This window comes from Streptomyces sp. VTCC 41912, from assembly GCF_045799175.1.
Taxonomy (GTDB): Bacteria; Actinomycetota; Actinomycetes; order Streptomycetales; family Streptomycetaceae; genus Streptomyces; species Streptomyces albulus_C.
The window spans coordinates 82,229-98,726 of the sequence record NZ_JBJMAB010000023.1 but is presented as its reverse complement, the minus strand read 5'-3'; the positions used below and the strand labels follow the sequence as shown (position 1 = coordinate 98,726).

Below are 16,498 nucleotides of genomic sequence, written 5' to 3'. Positions count from 1 at the left end.
GATCGTTGCGGCCGCCAATCCATGTCGACTTCGTCAAAACTCGTCGACGGCGGCTCGGCCTTCCCCCACCGCGGCATAGCGTCGACAGCGACAGGACACCCCGCGTCGTGCTGGCGTTGTGCGGCTTCCACAGCCCTTCCCACGTTTTGCCACAACGTCACGCAACGGCGCGCGACAGGAGCCAGAGGACATGCAGACCAAGCTGGACGAAGCCAAGAACGAGCTGCTCGCGAGGGCCACCCGGGTAGGTGAGAGCAGTCCGGCCGGGGGCAAGCCCCCGGTGCGCGGGCTGGACCCGGACACCCTTGCGGGATACCTCCAGCGCTACTACCTGCACACCGCCCCCGAGGACCTCGCCGACCGCGACCCGGTCGACGTCTTCGGTGCTGCGCTTTCCCACTACCGTCTCGCCGAGCAGCGGCCGCAGGGCACCGCGAATGTGCGGGTGCACACCCCGACCGTCGAGGAGAACGGCTGGACGAGCAGCCACTCCGTCGTCGAGGTGGTCACCGACGACATGCCCTTCCTGGTCGACTCGGTCACCAACGAGCTCTCGCGGCAGGGGCGCGGCATCCACGTCGTGATCCACCCGCAGCTCCTCGTCCGCCGGGACGTCACCGGCAAGCTGATCGAGATCCTCGACGTCAACGGCGAGATGCACGGCGCGGGCGGCGGTCGCAAGGTCGCGGAGCTGCCGCACGACGCGGTCGTCGAGTCCTGGATCCACGTCGAGATCGACCGGGAGACCGACAAGGACGACCTCAAGCAGATCACCGCCGATCTGCTGCGGGTGCTCTCCGACGCCCGCGAGGCCGTCGAGGACTGGGACAAGATGCGTTCCACCGCCCTGCGGATCGCGGAGGAGCTGCCGGCCGAGCCGATCGCCGACGACATCCGCGCGGAGGAGGTCGAGGAGGCCCGGGAGTTGCTGCGCTGGCTCTCCGACGACCACTTCACCTTCCTCGGCTACCGCGAGTACGAGCTGGCCTGCGCGCCCTGCGACGACGGCACGGAAGAGGATGTCCTCACCGCGGTCCCCGGCACCGGCCTGGGCATCCTGCGCTCCGACCCGGCGCACCGCGAGAGCGACGCCGGCCACCCCGTCTCGCCGTCGTTCAACCGGCTGCCGGCGGACGCCCGCGCCAAGGCCCGCGAGCACAAGCTGCTGATCCTCACCAAGGCCAACAGCCGCGCCACCGTCCACCGGCCCTCCTACCTCGACTACGTCGGGGTGAAGAAGTTCGACAAGGCGGGCAACGTCATCGGGGAGCGCCGCTTCCTGGGCCTGTTCTCCTCGGCCGCGTACACCGAGTCCGTCCGCCGGGTGCCGGTGATCCGCCGCAAGGTCGCCGAGGTCCTGGAGGGCGCCGGCTTCACCCCGAACAGCCACGACGGCCGCGACCTGCTCCAGATCCTGGAGACCTACCCGCGCGACGAGCTGTTCCAGATCCCGGCCGACCAGCTGCGGTCCATCGCCACCAGCGTGCTCTACCTCCAAGAGCGCCGACGCCTGCGGCTCTACCTCCGCCAGGACGAGTACGGCCGCTACTACTCCGCCCTCGTCTACCTCCCGCGCGACCGCTACACCACCGCCGTGCGCCTGCGGCTGATCGACATCCTCAAGGAGGAGCTGGGCGGCACCAGCGTCGACTTCACCGCCTGGAACACCGAGTCGGTCCTGTCCCGGCTGCACTTCCTCATCCGGGTCGAGCCCGGCACCGCCCTGTCCGAGCTCACCGACGCGGACGTGGACCGCGTCGAGGCCCGGCTGGTGGAGGCCGCGCGCTCCTGGGCCGACGGCTTCGCCGAGGCGCTGACCGCCGAGGTCGGCGAGGAGCGCGCCGCCGAGCTGCTGCGCCGTTACGCCCACGCCTTCCCCGAGGGCTACAAGGCCGACAACAACCCGCGCAGCGCGGTCGCCGACCTCCAGCACCTGGAGAAGCTCACCGAGGAGCCCGGCCACGACATCGCGGTCAGCCTCTACGAGCCGGTCAACGCCGGCCCCGGCGAGCGCCGCTTCAAGATCTACCGTCGGGGCGAGCCGGTCTCGCTGTCGAAGGTGCTGCCGGGCCTGAACCGCCTGGGCGTCGAGGTCGTCGACGAGCGCCCGCACGAGCTGCGCTGCGCCGACGCCACGCTCGCCTGGATCTACGACTTCGGCCTGCGGATGCCCGAGCACCTCTCCGGCGACGACGCCCGCGAGCGCTTCCAGGAGGCGTTCACCGCGGTGTGGACGGGCGCCGCCGAGAGCGACGACTTCAACCAGCTGGTGCTGCGGGCCGGGCTCGACTGGCGCCAGGCGATGGTGCTGCGCGCGTACGCCAAGTACCTGCGGCAGGCCGGCTCGACGTTCAGCCAGACGTACATGGAGGACACCCTCTCCAACAACGTCCACACCACCCGGCTGCTGGTCTCGCTCTTCGAGGCGCGGATGTCGCCGGAGCGGCAGAGCGCCGGCACCGAGCTGATCGACGGGCTGCTGGAGGAGCTGGACGGCGCCCTGGACCAGGTCGCCTCCCTCGACGAGGACCGCATCCTGCGCTCCTTCCTCACCGTCATCAAGGCGACCCTGCGCACCAACCACTACCAGCGGGACAGCCAGGGCCGGCCGCACTCCTACCTGTCCATGAAGCTGGACCCGCAGGCCATCCCCGATCTGCCGGCGCCCCGCCCGGCGTACGAGATCTGGGTGTACTCGCCCCGCGTCGAGGGCGTCCACCTGCGGTTCGGCAAGGTCGCCCGCGGCGGTCTGCGCTGGTCGGACCGGCGGGAGGACTTCCGCACGGAGATCCTCGGCCTGGTCAAGGCGCAGATGGTCAAGAACACCGTCATCGTGCCGGTCGGCGCCAAGGGCGGCTTCGTCGGCAAGCAGCTGCCGGACCCGGCGGCGGACCGCGACGCGTGGCTGGCCGAGGGCATCGCCTGCTACAAGACCTTCATCTCGGGTCTGCTGGACATCACCGACAACCTCGTCGCCGGCGAGGTCGTCCCGCCCCAGGACGTCGTCCGGCACGATGAGGACGACACCTACCTCGTGGTCGCCGCCGACAAGGGCACCGCGACGTTCTCCGACATCGCCAACGAGGTCGCCGAGTCCTACGGCTTCTGGCTGGGCGACGCGTTCGCCTCCGGCGGCAGCGCCGGCTACGACCACAAGGGCATGGGCATCACCGCCCGCGGCGCCTGGGAGTCGGTCAAGCGGCACTTCCGCGAGCTGGGCCACGACACCCAGGCCCAGGACTTCACCGTCGTCGGCGTCGGCGACATGTCCGGTGACGTCTTCGGCAACGGCATGCTGCTCAGCGAGCACATCCGGCTGGTCGCCGCCTTCGACCACCGGCACATCTTCCTCGACCCCAAGCCGGACGCGGCGACCTCGTACGCCGAGCGCCGCCGGCTGTTCGAGCTGCCGCGCTCCTCGTGGGCGGACTACGACACCGCCCTGCTGTCGCAGGGCGGCGGCATCCACCCGCGGTCGGCCAAGTCCATCCCGATCAACGCCCAGGTGCGGGCCGCGCTGGGCCTTGAGGCCGGCGTGAAGAAGATGACGCCCGCCGACCTGATGCAGGCCATCCTCAAGGCCCCGGTGGACCTGCTGTGGAACGGCGGCATCGGCACCTACGTGAAGGCGTCGACGGAGACGCACACCGACGTCGGCGACAAGTCCAACGACGCGATCCGGGTCAACGGCGAGGACCTGCGGGTCAAGGTCGTCGGCGAGGGCGGCAACCTGGGCCTGACGCAGCTGGGCCGGATCGAGTTCGCCACGGCCGGCGGGAAGATCAACACCGACGCGATCGACAACAGCGCCGGCGTGGACACCTCCGACCACGAGGTCAACATCAAGATCCTGCTCAACTCCGTCGTCTCCGACGGCGACATGACGGTCAAGCAGCGCAACAAGCTGCTGGCCCAGATGACCGACGAGGTCGGCTCGCTGGTGCTGCGCAACAACTACGCGCAGAACACCGCGCTGGCGCTGGCCCTCGCCCAGTCCTCCAGCATGCTCCACGCCCAGCAGCGCTTCATGCGCCGCCTGGTGCGCGACGGGCACCTGGACCGGGCCCTGGAGTTCCTGCCCACCGACCGGCAGATCCGGGAGCGGCTGAGCGCCGGGCGCGGTCTGACCCAGCCGGAGACCGCGGTCCTGCTCGCCTACACCAAGATCACGGTGGCCGACGAGCTGATCCACACGGGGCTGCCGGACGACCCCTACCTCCAGCGCCTGCTGCACGCCTACTTCCCGACCGCGCTGCGGGAGAAGTTCACCGGCCAGGTCGACGGGCACGCGCTGAGCCGCGAGATCGTCACCACGGTGCTGGTCAACGACACCGTCAACACCGGCGGTACGAGCTTCCTGCACCGCATGCGGGAGGAGACCGGCGCGTCGCTGGAGGAGGTCGTCCGGGCGCACACCGCGGCCCGCGCGATCTTCCGGCTCAACCAGGTCTGGGACGACGTCGAGGCACTCGACAACGTCGTGGCGGCCGACGTGCAGACCCGGATCCGGCTGCACTCGCGCCGGCTGGTCGAGCGCGGCACCCGCTGGCTGCTCAACAACCGCCGCCAGCCGCTGGAGCTGTCCGGGACGATCGACTTCTTCTCGGAGCGGGTGGCGCAGGTCTGGGCGGAGCTGCCGAAGCTGCTCCAGGGCAGTGACCTGGAGTGGTACCAGACGATCCTGGAGGAGCTGACCGACGCCGGGGTGCCCGAGCAGCTCGCCGTCCAGGTGTCCGGCTTCTCGTCGGTCTTCCCGGCGCTGGACATCGTCGCCATCGCGGACCGGACGGGCAAGGAGCCGCTGGCCGTCGCGGAGGTCTACTACGACCTGGGCGACCGGCTGCGGATCAACCAGCTGCTGGACCGGATCCTGGAGCTGCCGCGCAACGACCGCTGGCAGTCGATGGCCCGTGCCTCCATCCGGGAGGACCTCTTCGCGGCGCACGCCGCGCTCACCTCCGACGTGCTGGCGGTGGGCAACGGGACCGCGTCGCCGCAGGAGCGGTTCACCGCGTGGGAGGAGACGAACGCGGCGATCCTGACGCGGGCGCGGGCCACGCTGGAGGAGATCCACGGGTCGGAGGGCTTCGACCTGGCGAACCTCTCGGTGGCCATGCGGACCATGCGCACGCTGCTGCGCACGCACAGCTGAACCGGGCGGGGGCGGCGCCGCCCCGTCGCCCCCCGAGCGCCGGACGGGCTGGTGAGGCCCGTCCGGCGCTCGTGCGTAGAGGCCCGTGCGGCGTCGGTGCGCACCCCGGCCCGCCCGGCGGGCGGTGCCGGGCGGCCCGGCATGCCGCGAGCGCCGGACGAAAGAGTCGTCCGGCGCTCGACGGGGGTGCGTGGGGGCTGGCTAGCCCTGGGTGAAGTCCTCGTAGGCTTCCAGGACGTCGTCCGTGGGGCCGTCCATCCGCAGGACGCCCCGCTCCAGCCACAGGACGCGGTCGCAGGTGTCGCGGATGGAGTTGTTGTTGTGGCTGACGAGGAAGACGGTGCCGGCTTCCTCGCGGAGTTCGCGGATGCGGGCCTCGGAGCGCTTCTGGAACGCGCGGTCGCCGGTGGCCAGCGCCTCGTCGATCAGCAGCACGTCGTGGTCCTTGGCCGCCGCGATGGAGAACCGCAGGCGGGCCGCCATGCCGGACGAGTACGTGCGCATCGGCAGCGAGATGAAGTCGCCCTTCTCGTTGATGCCGGAGAAGTCGACGATGCTGTCGTAGCGCTCGTGGACCTGCTCGCGGGACATGCCCATCGCCAGGCCGCCCAGGAGGACGTTCTTCTCGCCGGTCAGGTCGTTCATCAGGGCCGCGTTGACGCCCAGCAGCGACGGCTGGCCGTGGGTGTAGACCTTGCCGCGTTCGGCGGGCAGCAGACCGGCGATCGCCTGGAGGAGCGTCGACTTGCCGGAGCCGTTCGAGCCGATCAGGCCGATCGACTCGCCCTTGCGGGCGGTGAAGGAGACGCCCTTGACGGCGTGCACCTCGCGCACGTTGGTGGCGGGCCCGCGCCGGATGATGCGGTTGAGCGCCGCGGTGGCGCTGCCCTTGCCGGCGCCGGTGCCGTAGACGCGGTAGACGATGTGCAGGTCGTCCGCGATCACGGTGGGGGCGCGGTGCTCGGCCGCCACCGCCGGGCGGCGGCCGTCGTGGTGTTCCGTCATGTCCTCAGCCACGTCCGTACTGCTCCTCGGCCTTCCAGAAGTACACGTAGCCGGCGAAGCCGGCCACCAGGGCCCAGCCGGCCGCGAACGCCCACACGTGCGGCGGGAGCTGGTGCGCGGTGAAGCTGTCGATCAGGGCGAAGCGCATCAGGTCGATGTAGACCGCGGCGGGGTTGCCGTTCAGCAGCATCAGCACGACCTTCGGCAGGTGCTTGCCCTGGGTGATCAGGCTGATGCTGAACATCACGCCGGACGCGTACATCCAGGTCCGCATGATGAAGGGCATCAGCTGCGCCAGGTCCGGCGTCTTGCTGCCGAGTCGGGCCATGACCATCGCCAGGCCGGTGTTGAAGACGAACTGCAGCGTCAGCGCCGGGAAGACCAGCAACCAGGACCAGGTCGGCACCTGCCCGAAGGCCAACAGGATGACCACCAGCACGGCCATGGAGTACAGCAGCTGCTGGAGCTGGGCCAGGCAGAACGAGATCGGCAGGCAGGCGCGCGGGAAGTGCAGGGCGCGCACCAGGCCGAGGTTGCCGGAGATCGCCCGGGTGCCGGTCATCACCGAGTTCTGCAGGAAGGTGAAGACGAAGACGCCGGTGACCAGGTACGGGATGTAGTCCGGGACGCCCTTCCGGGTGCCGATCAGCACACCGAAGATCAAGTAGTAGACGCCGGCGTTGAGCAGCGGGGTGATCACCTGCCACAGCTGGCCGAGCTTGGCGGTGGTGTACATCGCGGTGAGCTTGGCGGTGGCGAACGAGGTGATGAAGTGCCGCCGGTGCCACAGCTGGCGGGTGTACTCGACCAGCGAGGGGCGGGCGCCGCTCACCGTGAGCCCGTGGCGTTCGGCCAGGGCGCGCAGCTCCGGGTCGGGTGCGCTGCCGGACGGCCGGATGTCGGTCGGGTCGGGGGCGGGGGCCGGGGGAGCCAGGGTCTGGGGCATGGAGGCCGCTTTCGCTTGCGTACGGGGGACGTCAGAGTCCGGTCACGGGGAGGACGTCGGAGTCCGTTGCGACGACGGAACGGGGCCGTATCGTCGCGACGTCGACAGTAGGGCGGGTCCACGTCGAAACGCAACCGTAGCGTCGTGACGCTAGGATCAAGGCATGGCAAAAGATGGGGATGGCACCGAGAACGGGAGCGGTCCGGCGGCGGCCGGGACGCGCCGGGCGCCGGCCGGCGCCGCCGTGCTGCGGGAGGACAAGACCGCCGCGATCCGCGCGGCGGTCTTCGAGGAACTGGCCGCCGTCGGCTTCGCGCGGATGTCCATCGAGGGCATCGCCCGGCGGGCCGGGGTCGGCAAGACCGCCGTCTACCGGCGCTGGCGCTCCAAACTGCACCTGGTCCTGGACGTGGTCGCGGCGGTCGCCGCGGCGGGGCTGCCGGCCCCCGACACCGGGTCGCTGCGCGGCGACGTCCGCACGGTGCTGGAGGTCGCGGCCCGTGCGCTGCGGCACCCGATGGCCTCGCAGATCATCCCGGACCTGCTGGCCGAGGCGGCGCGCAGCCCGGAGCTGGCCGCGGCGCTGAAGACCGCGCTGCACGACAGCCAGCAGGGCGTGGCCGCTGCGGTGGTGGCCCGGGCGGTGGAGCGCGGCGAACTGCCGCCGGACGTGGACCCCCAGCTGGCGCTCGACCTGCTGACCGGGCCGCTGTACTGGCGGCTGCTGGTGGTCCGCGACGAGGTGCCCGCCGGCTACCTGGACGCGCTGGCGGGATCGGTGACGGCGGCGCTGGGCGCCGACTAGCGGCCCGCCGGGCCGGGCGCGGACCTACGGGATCCCCGCCGCCCGCCGGCCCCGCGCAGGGGCTTTCGCTAGCTCGTCAGCTCTTCTCCCAGAGCGTCACCTTGGTCGCGAAGTTCGGCATCTCGCTCTCGCGGTTCGGGGTCATGCCGGTGATCTCGATCATCGCCAGGTTGCCGTCCGTGGTCTCCGTGCACAGCAGGGTGCCGACGTGGATCGTCCGCCCCTTGTCCAGTTCCTCGCGGCGCACCTGGTCGGGCAGGACGTCGGAGTGCGAGCCGTCCAGGCACGCCTGGGCGGTCCGGCCGGTGCTGCGGCCCATGGGCGTGTGGAACTCCAGGCCGATGCCGGACACCCCGTTGTAGGTGATCTCGTACGGGGACTCGTCGATCTGCGCGCCGGGCACGGCCTTGGGGACGTCGAGGTCGATGTAGTTGAAGCCGGCGGCGGAGGGCGCCCGCAGCGCGAACGGGCGGTCCTTGAACACCACCCGGTAGCCGGCGTTCGGGTCCGGAGTGGGGGACGCGCTGGGGGACGGGCCGCCGGAGCCGCCCCCGTGGTGCGTGGGCGAGGCGGTGGGCCCGCCCGACCCGCCCGCGGCCCGGTCGTCGGTGCCGCTGCCGCGCGCCACCGACCAGGTGACCGCGACCACCGCGGCCAGCGCCACCGCGCCGAGCGCGACCCGCAGTGCGGGGCGGCGGGCCGGGACGGGTGCGGGCGCGCCGGGGCCGACGGTGGGCATGGCGTGCAGGCCGCCGGGCGCCGGCCCGGTGGCTCCCTGGGTCGGGGCGGCGTGCGGCCCCGTCCCCCGGGTGGGCGTGTAGCCGGGCGGGCCCTGGGTCGGGGTGTAGCCGGGCGGCGGCGGGGCGGCGGCCGGCGGCTCGGGCAGTTCCCCGGCGGCGCGCTCCCGCCGGGCGATCTCGGCGGCCAGGGCCGCCGGCAGCCAGTCGCCGAAGTCCCGCGGCCCGCGCCCGGAGGCCGCCCGGCACAGCTCCGCCAACTCGGCCGGCTCCGGCCGCTGCCGGGGGTCCGCGGCCAGGCAGCGGACGAGCAGCGGGCGCAGCGCGTCCGGGTAGTCGGCGAGGTCCGGGGCGGCCTGCGCGGTGTTGGCGATCCGGGCGGCGACGGTGATCGCCGCGCCGTCCCCGTACGGGTGCCGGCCGGTGGCCGCGACCGCCGCGATCAGGCCCAGCGAGAACACGTCGGCGGCGGGCGTGACCTGCTCGCCGCCGGCGTGCTCGGGGGACATGTACTGCGGGGTGCCGATGAAGCCGCCGCTGCGGGTGAGCTGGGTGGCGTCGGCGGCCCGGGCGATCCCGAAGTCGATGACGTACGGGCCCTGCGGGCCGAGCAGGACGTTGCTGGGCTTGAGGTCGCGGTGGACGACCCCGGCGGCGTGCACCGAACCCAGCGCGCCGGCCACCGCCCCGACCAGATGGAAGACCGCCGGCAGCGGCAGCGGGCCGTCCCGCAGCGCCTCGTCGAGCGGCAGTCCGGGCACGAACGCCGTTGCCAACCAGGGCAGTTCGCCGCCGGTGTCGTGGTCGAGGACCGGCACGACGTGGTAGCCCTGCACCCGCCGGGCGGCCCGGACCTCCTGCTCGAAGCGGTTGCGGAAGTCCGGGGCCTGGCCGAACTCCCGGCGGATGACCTTCAGCGCGGCGGGCTGGTTGCCGCGGGTGCGGGTGAGGTACACCGAGCCCATGCCGCCCTCGCCGAGCCGCGCCAACAGCCGGTAGCCGGCCACCTCCCGCGGATCGTCGGGCCGCAGGGGCGTGAAGACGTCGTCGTGCGTGCTGATGTGGAGCCACCCCCCGGTAGAGAACTACCGGGGGATGCTATCCGTACACCCGTCCGGGGGACGGCCCGATCCGTCAACTCCGCCCGTCCCGCCGGCAGTCCGCCGGCGCCGGACGGCTGACGCGCCTTCACCCGAACGGCCATCCGGCGGGGTTGCCGTCCGCGGCCGGCGGGCGCCCGGCCGGGCGGGGAACGGGCCGGGCCGGACCTGCGGGCGCGCGGGATCGCCGGGGCCCGCAAATACTGGGGAGGTGCCCCGGTCAGGACCCCCAGGACCGTCGATGTCGCGCCGCCGGCTGCTCCAGGCCACCGGCGGTGCCGTCCTCGCGGCCACGGCCGGGGCCGGCGTGTGGGCCTGGCTGTCCCCCGACACCACCCGCCCGGCCCCGCCGGCCCGCGAGCAGGAGTCCGCCGAGGAACCGGACGAGCAGGTGTTCCTGCACGTCATCGCGCACCCCGACGACGGTCTGTTCTTCATGAATCCGGGTCTGGAGCAGGCCATCCGCAGCGGTGCGCGCACCGTCACGGTCTGCCTGACGGGCGGCGAGTCCGACGGCCGGAACGCCCCGCGGGGCAGCGCGCTGTACCGCCGGACGATCCCCAACCGGCCGGCGTTCGCCCGGGCCCGGGTCAACGGGCTGCTCGCCGCGCACGCCCAGATGGCCACCGGGGACCGCGAGAGCGCCTGGGACGCCGAGGCCCGCACCCTGCTCCGCGGCTTCCAGGTGGAGGTCCAGACGCTGCGCGCCGCCCCCCAGCACCAGCTGGTCTTCCTGGAGCTGGTCGAGGCCCGCGCGGTCTACCAGCCGCGCGCCACCAGCCTGCGCGGCCTCTGGCTCGGGGTGACCGACTCGATCCCCACGCTGCGCCCCGAGGGCAGCCCCGTCCAACGGCAGTTCCGCTACACCCGCGACCAGGTCACCGACACGCTGACGGCGGTCCTGGACTGGGTCCGGCCCACCGTCGTGCGCACCCTGGACCCCAACGCGGTGCACTCCGGCAAGCGAGCGTTGGCCACCCCCGACCCCCGGTTGGCCGGCCTGCGCTACTTCGACCACCAGGACCACACCGCCTCCGCCCACTTCACCCAGGCGGCGCTGGCCCGCTACTGGGGGCACGGCCGCCCCGCCCCGGCCATCGTGGAGAACTACCTCGGCTACGAACTCGGCGTGCTCCCCAACGACCTCGACCTGTCCACCGCCCGCCGCAAGGCCGGGACGCTGAACGTCTACGGCTGGGCCGACCACCGCCCCTGCGCCGACCCGGCGGGCTGCGGCGACCGCAAGGTCGACGGCTCCGCCCTCAACGGCAGCCCGCGCAACTGGACCCGCAGCACCCGGCTGCGCGCGCCCGGCTCCAACGCCTGGGTGCGGCCGGCCGCGGACGGCCGGCTGACCGCGTTCGCGGTGCTGGGCGGGGCCGCGTACGGCTGGGCGGAGACCGGCGTGGGCAGCGGGCGGTTCGGCGCACCGACCGGGCTCGGCGGGCAGCTGCTCCAGGGGCAGCTGCACGCGGTGCGTCACCCGGACGGCACCCTCCAGCTGTTCGGGTCCCGGACCGTGCTGCCCGGGCCCGACGTCGACCACCACCGCGAGGTGGTCACCGCGCGCCAGACCGGCCCCGGCCGCGACGGGGTGCCCGCCTTCGGGGCGTGGGAGTCGCTGGGCTCCCCGGAGCGGGACCCGGTCCGGTCGCTGGAGATCGGCTTCCCGGCCGCGGTGGCCGCCCCGGACGGCACGGTGCACGTCTTCGTGCGGACCTGGGACGGCGGGATCGGCCACCGCAGCGGGCCGCACGGCGGGCAGTGGTCGCCCTGGGAGGTGTTGGAGGGGCCGGCCGGCGTCGGCACCCTCAGGGCGTCCCCGCAGATCGTCGACGGGATCGACGCCTGCGTGGACTCCGAGGGGCTCGTCCACCTGGTCGCGCCCAGCGTCCGCACGGTGCAGCACTGGGTGTCCAAGGAGCCCGGCCAGACGCCCCGGCCGGGTGCCGCCACCGGGCTGCCGGAGCCGGGCGGGCCGGTCAGCATCGCGCCCCTGGCCGGCGGCGTGGTGCGGATCGCCTACCGGCATTCGGAGACCGCGCGGGTGCTGATCGCCGAGCGGCAGAAGGCGCTCGGCAGCTGGCGGGTCGCCGCGCAGTGCGAACGCGCCGGCGGCTACGGGCGCGTGGCGCTGGCGCCGACCGGCAGCGGCGACCGGATGGTGCTGGCCGCCCGGGACGACGCCGGCGACGTCCGGGTGGCGATGGCGCAGGCCGCGCCCAAGCCCTGGCAGCGGTGCCGGTTGGCGCACTCGGCGGCGGCCGGCGTGGTGCCCGACGCGGCCGGCCGGGCGGTGCTCGTCGCCCTCGGCAACGACGGCCGGCTGTACGCGGCCCGGCAGGCGAAGGCCGGACAGACCGCGCCGTTTCTGGCCTGGCGGGCTCAGACCGGCCGGCCGGAGCGCACCGGCGGCTCGGTCTGATCGGGCCGATCGGGCCGATCGGGCCGATCGGGCTGGTCGGCCTGGTCGGGGCCGTCGCCGCGGCGGGCCGGCGGCCGCAGGATCCGCCGGGAGACGACGAAGGTGACCGGCAGCGCCAGCAGCGCCGCGGCCAGCGGCGCGGCCACGCTGTTCATCCCCCACCAGCTCACCAGCGCCACCAGACCGGCGCTCTGCACCGCGTAGTTGGTGACCTGGGTCAGCGGGAAGAGCAGGAACTTCTTCCAGGTGGGGCGGGTGCGGTAGGTGAAGTAGGTGTTGAGGAGGAACGACCCGACGAGGCTGAGGACGAAGCCCGCGGTGTAGGCGGCGAAGTACGGCAGCAGGCGGTGCAGCGGCAGGTAACAGGCGTAGAACGTGGCGGTGTTGACGCCGCCGACCAGCGTGAACCGGGCCACCTGCCCCCAGGGGAGCGCCGCGAGCGGCCCGGGCATCAGCGGGGCCGCTGGCCGACGGCGGTGGTCCCGGAGGAGGCGGGCGCGCGCACCGGGGCCGGGGCGGCGCCGTCGCTCTCCTTGACCAGGAAGTGCGGCCGCCGTTTGGTCTCGTAGTAGATCCGCCCGATGTACTCGCCGATCAGCCCCAGCATCACCATCTGCAGGCCGCCCAGCCCCACGACGATGGCGACCAGCGTGACGTAGCCGGGCGCGGTGACCCCGCCGACGACCGCCGCGCCGACCACCCACAGGGCGTAGAGGGCGGCGAGCGACGCCAGGCTCAGCCCGGTGTAGATGGCGGCGCGCAGCGGACGGCAGTTGAACGAGATCATCCCGTCGATGCCGTAGTTGACGAGCGCGCCGAAGCGCCACTTGGTCTCGCCGGCCTCCCGGGCCGCGTTGCGGTAGTCGAAGCTGACGGTGTCGAAGCCGATCCAGGAGAACAGCCCCTTGGAGAAGCGGTTGTACTCGGGCAGCGCGAGCAGTGCGTCCACCGCCTTGCGGGACAGCAGGCGGAAGTCGCCGGCGCCGTCGATCAGTTCGACGTCGATCCAGGTGTTGACGGCGCGGTAGTACAGGCGGCTGAGCACGGTGCGCAGCCGCCGGTCGCCGTCGCGGCTGCGCCGGGCGATGACCTGGTCGTGGCCGAGCTGGTAGAGGTCGAGCATCTTCTCGACCAGCTCCGGCGGGTGCTGGAGGTCGGCGTCCATGAGGATCACGGCGTCGCCGGTGGCCGCCTTGAGCCCGGCCAGCATCGCCGGTTCCTTGCCGAAGTTGCGGCTGAAGGAGAGGTAGCGGGTGGTGCCGGGGTGCTGCTGGGCCAGGGCGCGCAGTCGGGGCAGGGTCCCGTCGAGGCTGCCGTCGTCCACGTAGCACAGCTCGTAGGCGACCGCGAGGCTGTCCAACACCGTGCGCAGCTGTGCGTCGAAGCGGCCTATCACGGCTTCTTCGTTGTAGCAGGGGACGACGACGGAGAGCTTCATGGGCGGGCCTTTTCGCCGGGGGCCGGGGGACGGCTGAGGCGGCCGCCCCCTGAAAGGCAGTTTTACAAACCCGGGCGAAACGCACTATTTGGGAAGGGGGGTGGAGTGGGCCGGGCAGGTCGGGGGAGCGGTCCGCTGACGCCGCCGTCGGACCGCGGCGGCCCCGGCCACCGCGCCCACCGCGCCCGCCCCCGCCCCGCTCGCCACCAGCCCCGCGGCCAGTCCCGGCGGCGCGTACGCGCAGTGCAGCCGGGTCGCCCCCGGCCCCAGGGGAACGGCCAGCAGCCCACCGAACGCCCCCGGCGCCCGGGGCGGCCCGCCGTCCACCGAACAGCCCCACCCGGGCACCGCCGGCAGGGCGAGCACCGCCGACCCGGCGCGCCCCGGGCGCAGCCGCGCCGTCAGGTCGTGACCGCCCGCGGTGAGCCGCACCGGCCCCTCCAGGGCCCGCACCGCCGCGTCCAGCCGGCCCGCGGGCAGGCAGCCCACCGCCCGCTCCGGCACGTACTGGTGCCCCTCCCCGGTCAGCCGCACCCGCACCACCCCGTCGGCCGGTACGGTGCCCAGCGGCCGCAGCGGGGCGGCGGTGACGTCCCACCGGCCCACCGACCGGGTGACGGCCCCCGGCCCGGTGACCTCGCCCGCGAACCACGGCGCGTACCAGAGCACCGCGCCGCCCGGGGCACACCGGGCGGTGAAGACCGTGCCGCCGACCCGGGGCGCCACCGCACCCGGGGGTGCGGTGGGCAGCCGCGGCCCCAGCAGCACCCAGCCGCCGGGCGCCCGCTCCGGGGCCGGGCCCGGCCCCGCGCCGGGCGCCAGCCGCGGCACCTCGTAGACGGGGGCGCCCAGCACCCGCTCCTGGCGGGCGAAGACGGTGTCCGGGCCGGCGCCCGGGCCCGGCAGCGGGCCGCGGCGCACGGTCACCAGCGGCGCCGCCCGGTCGCGCCGCACGACGTACCGGCCGCGCGGCCCGCCGGGCACCGGCGGCACCTGCGCGCTGCTCACCGCCATCAGGGCCCGCCCCACCGGGTCCTCGAAGCTGAGCGTGTGCCGGCCCCGGATGTACCAGCCGGCGCCCAGGCCGTGCAGCGCCCGGGCGGTCGCCGCCGGCACGTAGCTGCTGTAGTACGCGCCGCCCTCGCCGCCCAGCAGCAGCGGATCGTTGTTGGCGAACTCGTGCGGGCCCGGGTCGGTGCGCGAACGCGGCCAGTCGTCGCGGGCGGTCAGCCCCCGCCGGCTGGCCAGCGCCCCTTCGGTGAGGGTCAGCTTCGGCGCGAACCACGCGATGCCGTCCCGGACGGTCGCCACCGAGAGCGCGGTGTACGCCGCGGTCAGCACCGTCGCCCCGGCCAGCGCCCCGGCCACGGCCGCCCGCCCCGCGGGCCGCGCCCGCAACCGGGCCGGGGCGGTCAGCGCCGCCAGCACCACCGCCCCGCCGCCGACCACCACCAGCCAGGTGGGCCCGCCCACCGCGCCCCGGTCCCGGCAGCACCACAGCAGCACCGCGACCAGTGAGGCCCCGGCGGCCAGCTCGCGCGGCCGCGGGCGGTTGGCCAGTGCCAGCCAGGCGATCATCACCAGCACCCCGCTGAGCACGAAGGAGGCCCGGTACGGGCTCCCGTTGGGCAGCGCCAGACCGTGCCACAGCAGGATCGTCGGCCGCCAGACGAACGACACGGCGATCGCCGCCGCGAGCAGTGTCCAGGCGATCCGCACCCGCGGCGGCACCGCCCGCACCCACGGGAAGGCGGCCACCAGCAGCAGCGCCGGCACCCCGACGAAGACGTTGGGCGCCGGCACCGCCCCGTGCCCGCCCGGCAGCAACTGCGCGAACAGGTCCGGCAGCGGCGGCGCGCCCCGGTAGACCGCGGCGGGCGGCGGCTCGGCGGCCCGGCTGGCCCGCAGCGTCACCGTCAGCACCGGCGCGGCCAGCGCGATCCCGGCCGCGGCCATGGTCGCCGCCCGCCCCGCGGCCCGCAGTCGCCCGCGCCCCGGGCCCGCGGCCACGGCGTCGTCCACCAGCAGCCGCACCACCAGCACCAGCCCGGTGGCCAGGGTCGCCATCGCCGCGGTGTAGAAGTTCCCGGCCCAGGCGAGCGCCACCAGCAGCGTGCCCGCCACCCACCGCACCCGCCGCAGGCACCAGTCCGCGGCGATCCCCAGCAGCGGCAGCGAGACCAGCCCCCACATCCACATCGGATCGGCGAACCCGTCGTTCAGCACCCAGGCGCACAGCCCGTACCCCACCGCCAGCAGCGCCCGCAGCCACCCGGGGCCGGGGCGCAGCCGCCCCAGCAGGACGGTCATCAGCGCCGCGCCCAGCCCGATGCTCAGCAGCGTCACCAAGAACACCGGCAGGTCCACCAGCGCCCGCGGGAACGCCCCCACCAGCAGCGAGAACGGGTTCATCAGGTACGTGACGAAGTCGGCCAGGAACGGCACGCCGTACCCGCTGCCCCAGTTGACGAACAGGTCCCCGTGGGCGGTGCCGTGCAGCAGGTCCCACAGCCGGGCGTGGAAGGGCACGAACTGGTTGCCGAGGTCGTTGACGGCACGGGAGCGCGGCCCGAAGGGGTAGCTGCCGTGGACGGTCAGCGCCAGGCAGTACGCCGCCATGGACAGCAGCGCCGCCAGTCCGGGCCCGGCCGGCCGGCGCCAGCGGGTCCGGCCCGTGGGTGTGGCGCACGTCGCGCCGGGCGGGGTGCGGGCAACCTCGCGGGCCCGGGTCCCCTCTTGGGGTGCGGAAGGTGTCGGGCTCACCGGCGCTCCTCCGAGGTCGGCGCGGTGTCCCGCGCTCAGACAGGCAGCAAACGATTTATATGGCTTGATGTCTTGATAGTCCGTTTTACCCCGGTGGGGGCGGGGTAGGGCGAGGACCCGCAGAAAG

The 16,498-nt window shown here is 73.9% G+C and carries 9 protein-coding genes; 3 read left to right on the top strand and 6 right to left on the bottom strand.

Translation table 11 applies throughout. The annotated features are described in order from the left end of the window. The first annotated feature begins 190 nt into the window (after positions 1-190). Positions 191-5,152: an NAD-glutamate dehydrogenase gene (locus ACJ6WD_RS27310; protein ID WP_407616717.1), complete on the top strand. Its 4,962-nt coding sequence runs from the start codon at positions 191-193 to the stop codon at positions 5,150-5,152. Between the two features lie 201 nt (positions 5,153-5,353). Here ACJ6WD_RS27310 and ACJ6WD_RS27305 read toward each other — a convergent pair whose 3' ends face one another. Then, a complete protein-coding gene (locus tag ACJ6WD_RS27305) occupies positions 5,354-6,157 on the bottom strand; it encodes an ABC transporter ATP-binding protein (RefSeq protein WP_407616728.1) in 804 nt (267 codons plus the stop codon). 4 nt (positions 6,158-6,161) lie between these two features. Continuing rightward, complete coding sequence (locus ACJ6WD_RS27300; RefSeq protein ID WP_407616716.1) at positions 6,162-7,103, bottom strand: ABC transporter permease; 942 nt, start codon at positions 7,101-7,103, stop codon at positions 6,162-6,164. Between the two features lie 163 nt (positions 7,104-7,266). On the opposite strand from ACJ6WD_RS27300, the gene ACJ6WD_RS27295 reads away from it, so the two are divergent. After that, positions 7,267-7,908 (top strand): TetR/AcrR family transcriptional regulator, encoded by a 642-nt coding sequence (locus tag ACJ6WD_RS27295; protein ID WP_233659378.1) that lies wholly within the window; start codon positions 7,267-7,269, stop codon positions 7,906-7,908. Between the two features lie 76 nt (positions 7,909-7,984). Here the strand turns inward: ACJ6WD_RS27295 and ACJ6WD_RS27290 are convergent, their stop codons facing one another. Further along, positions 7,985-9,652, bottom strand: coding sequence for a serine/threonine-protein kinase (locus ACJ6WD_RS27290; protein ID WP_407616715.1), 1,668 nt, complete (start codon positions 9,650-9,652; stop codon positions 7,985-7,987). 334 nt (positions 9,653-9,986) lie between these two features. On the opposite strand from ACJ6WD_RS27290, the gene ACJ6WD_RS27285 reads away from it, so the two are divergent. Next, positions 9,987-12,170 (top strand): PIG-L family deacetylase, encoded by a 2,184-nt coding sequence (locus ACJ6WD_RS27285; protein WP_331249707.1) that lies wholly within the window; start codon positions 9,987-9,989, stop codon positions 12,168-12,170. Here the strand turns inward: ACJ6WD_RS27285 and ACJ6WD_RS27280 are convergent. From ACJ6WD_RS27280 to ACJ6WD_RS27270, 3 genes are all read right to left on the bottom strand, one after another. Beyond that, complete coding sequence (locus tag ACJ6WD_RS27280) at positions 12,131-12,622, bottom strand: GtrA family protein (protein ID WP_407616714.1); 492 nt, start codon at positions 12,620-12,622, stop codon at positions 12,131-12,133. The genes ACJ6WD_RS27285 and ACJ6WD_RS27280 overlap by 40 nt on opposite strands. After that, complete coding sequence (locus ACJ6WD_RS27275; protein WP_407616713.1) at positions 12,622-13,608, bottom strand: glycosyltransferase family 2 protein; 987 nt, start codon at positions 13,606-13,608, stop codon at positions 12,622-12,624. The genes ACJ6WD_RS27280 and ACJ6WD_RS27275 overlap by 1 nt, the downstream gene beginning before the upstream one ends. Before the next feature lie 84 nt (positions 13,609-13,692). Further along, positions 13,693-16,371, bottom strand: coding sequence for a YfhO family protein (locus tag ACJ6WD_RS27270; RefSeq protein ID WP_331249705.1), 2,679 nt, complete (start codon positions 16,369-16,371; stop codon positions 13,693-13,695). Between the last annotated feature and the right edge of the window lie 127 nt (positions 16,372-16,498).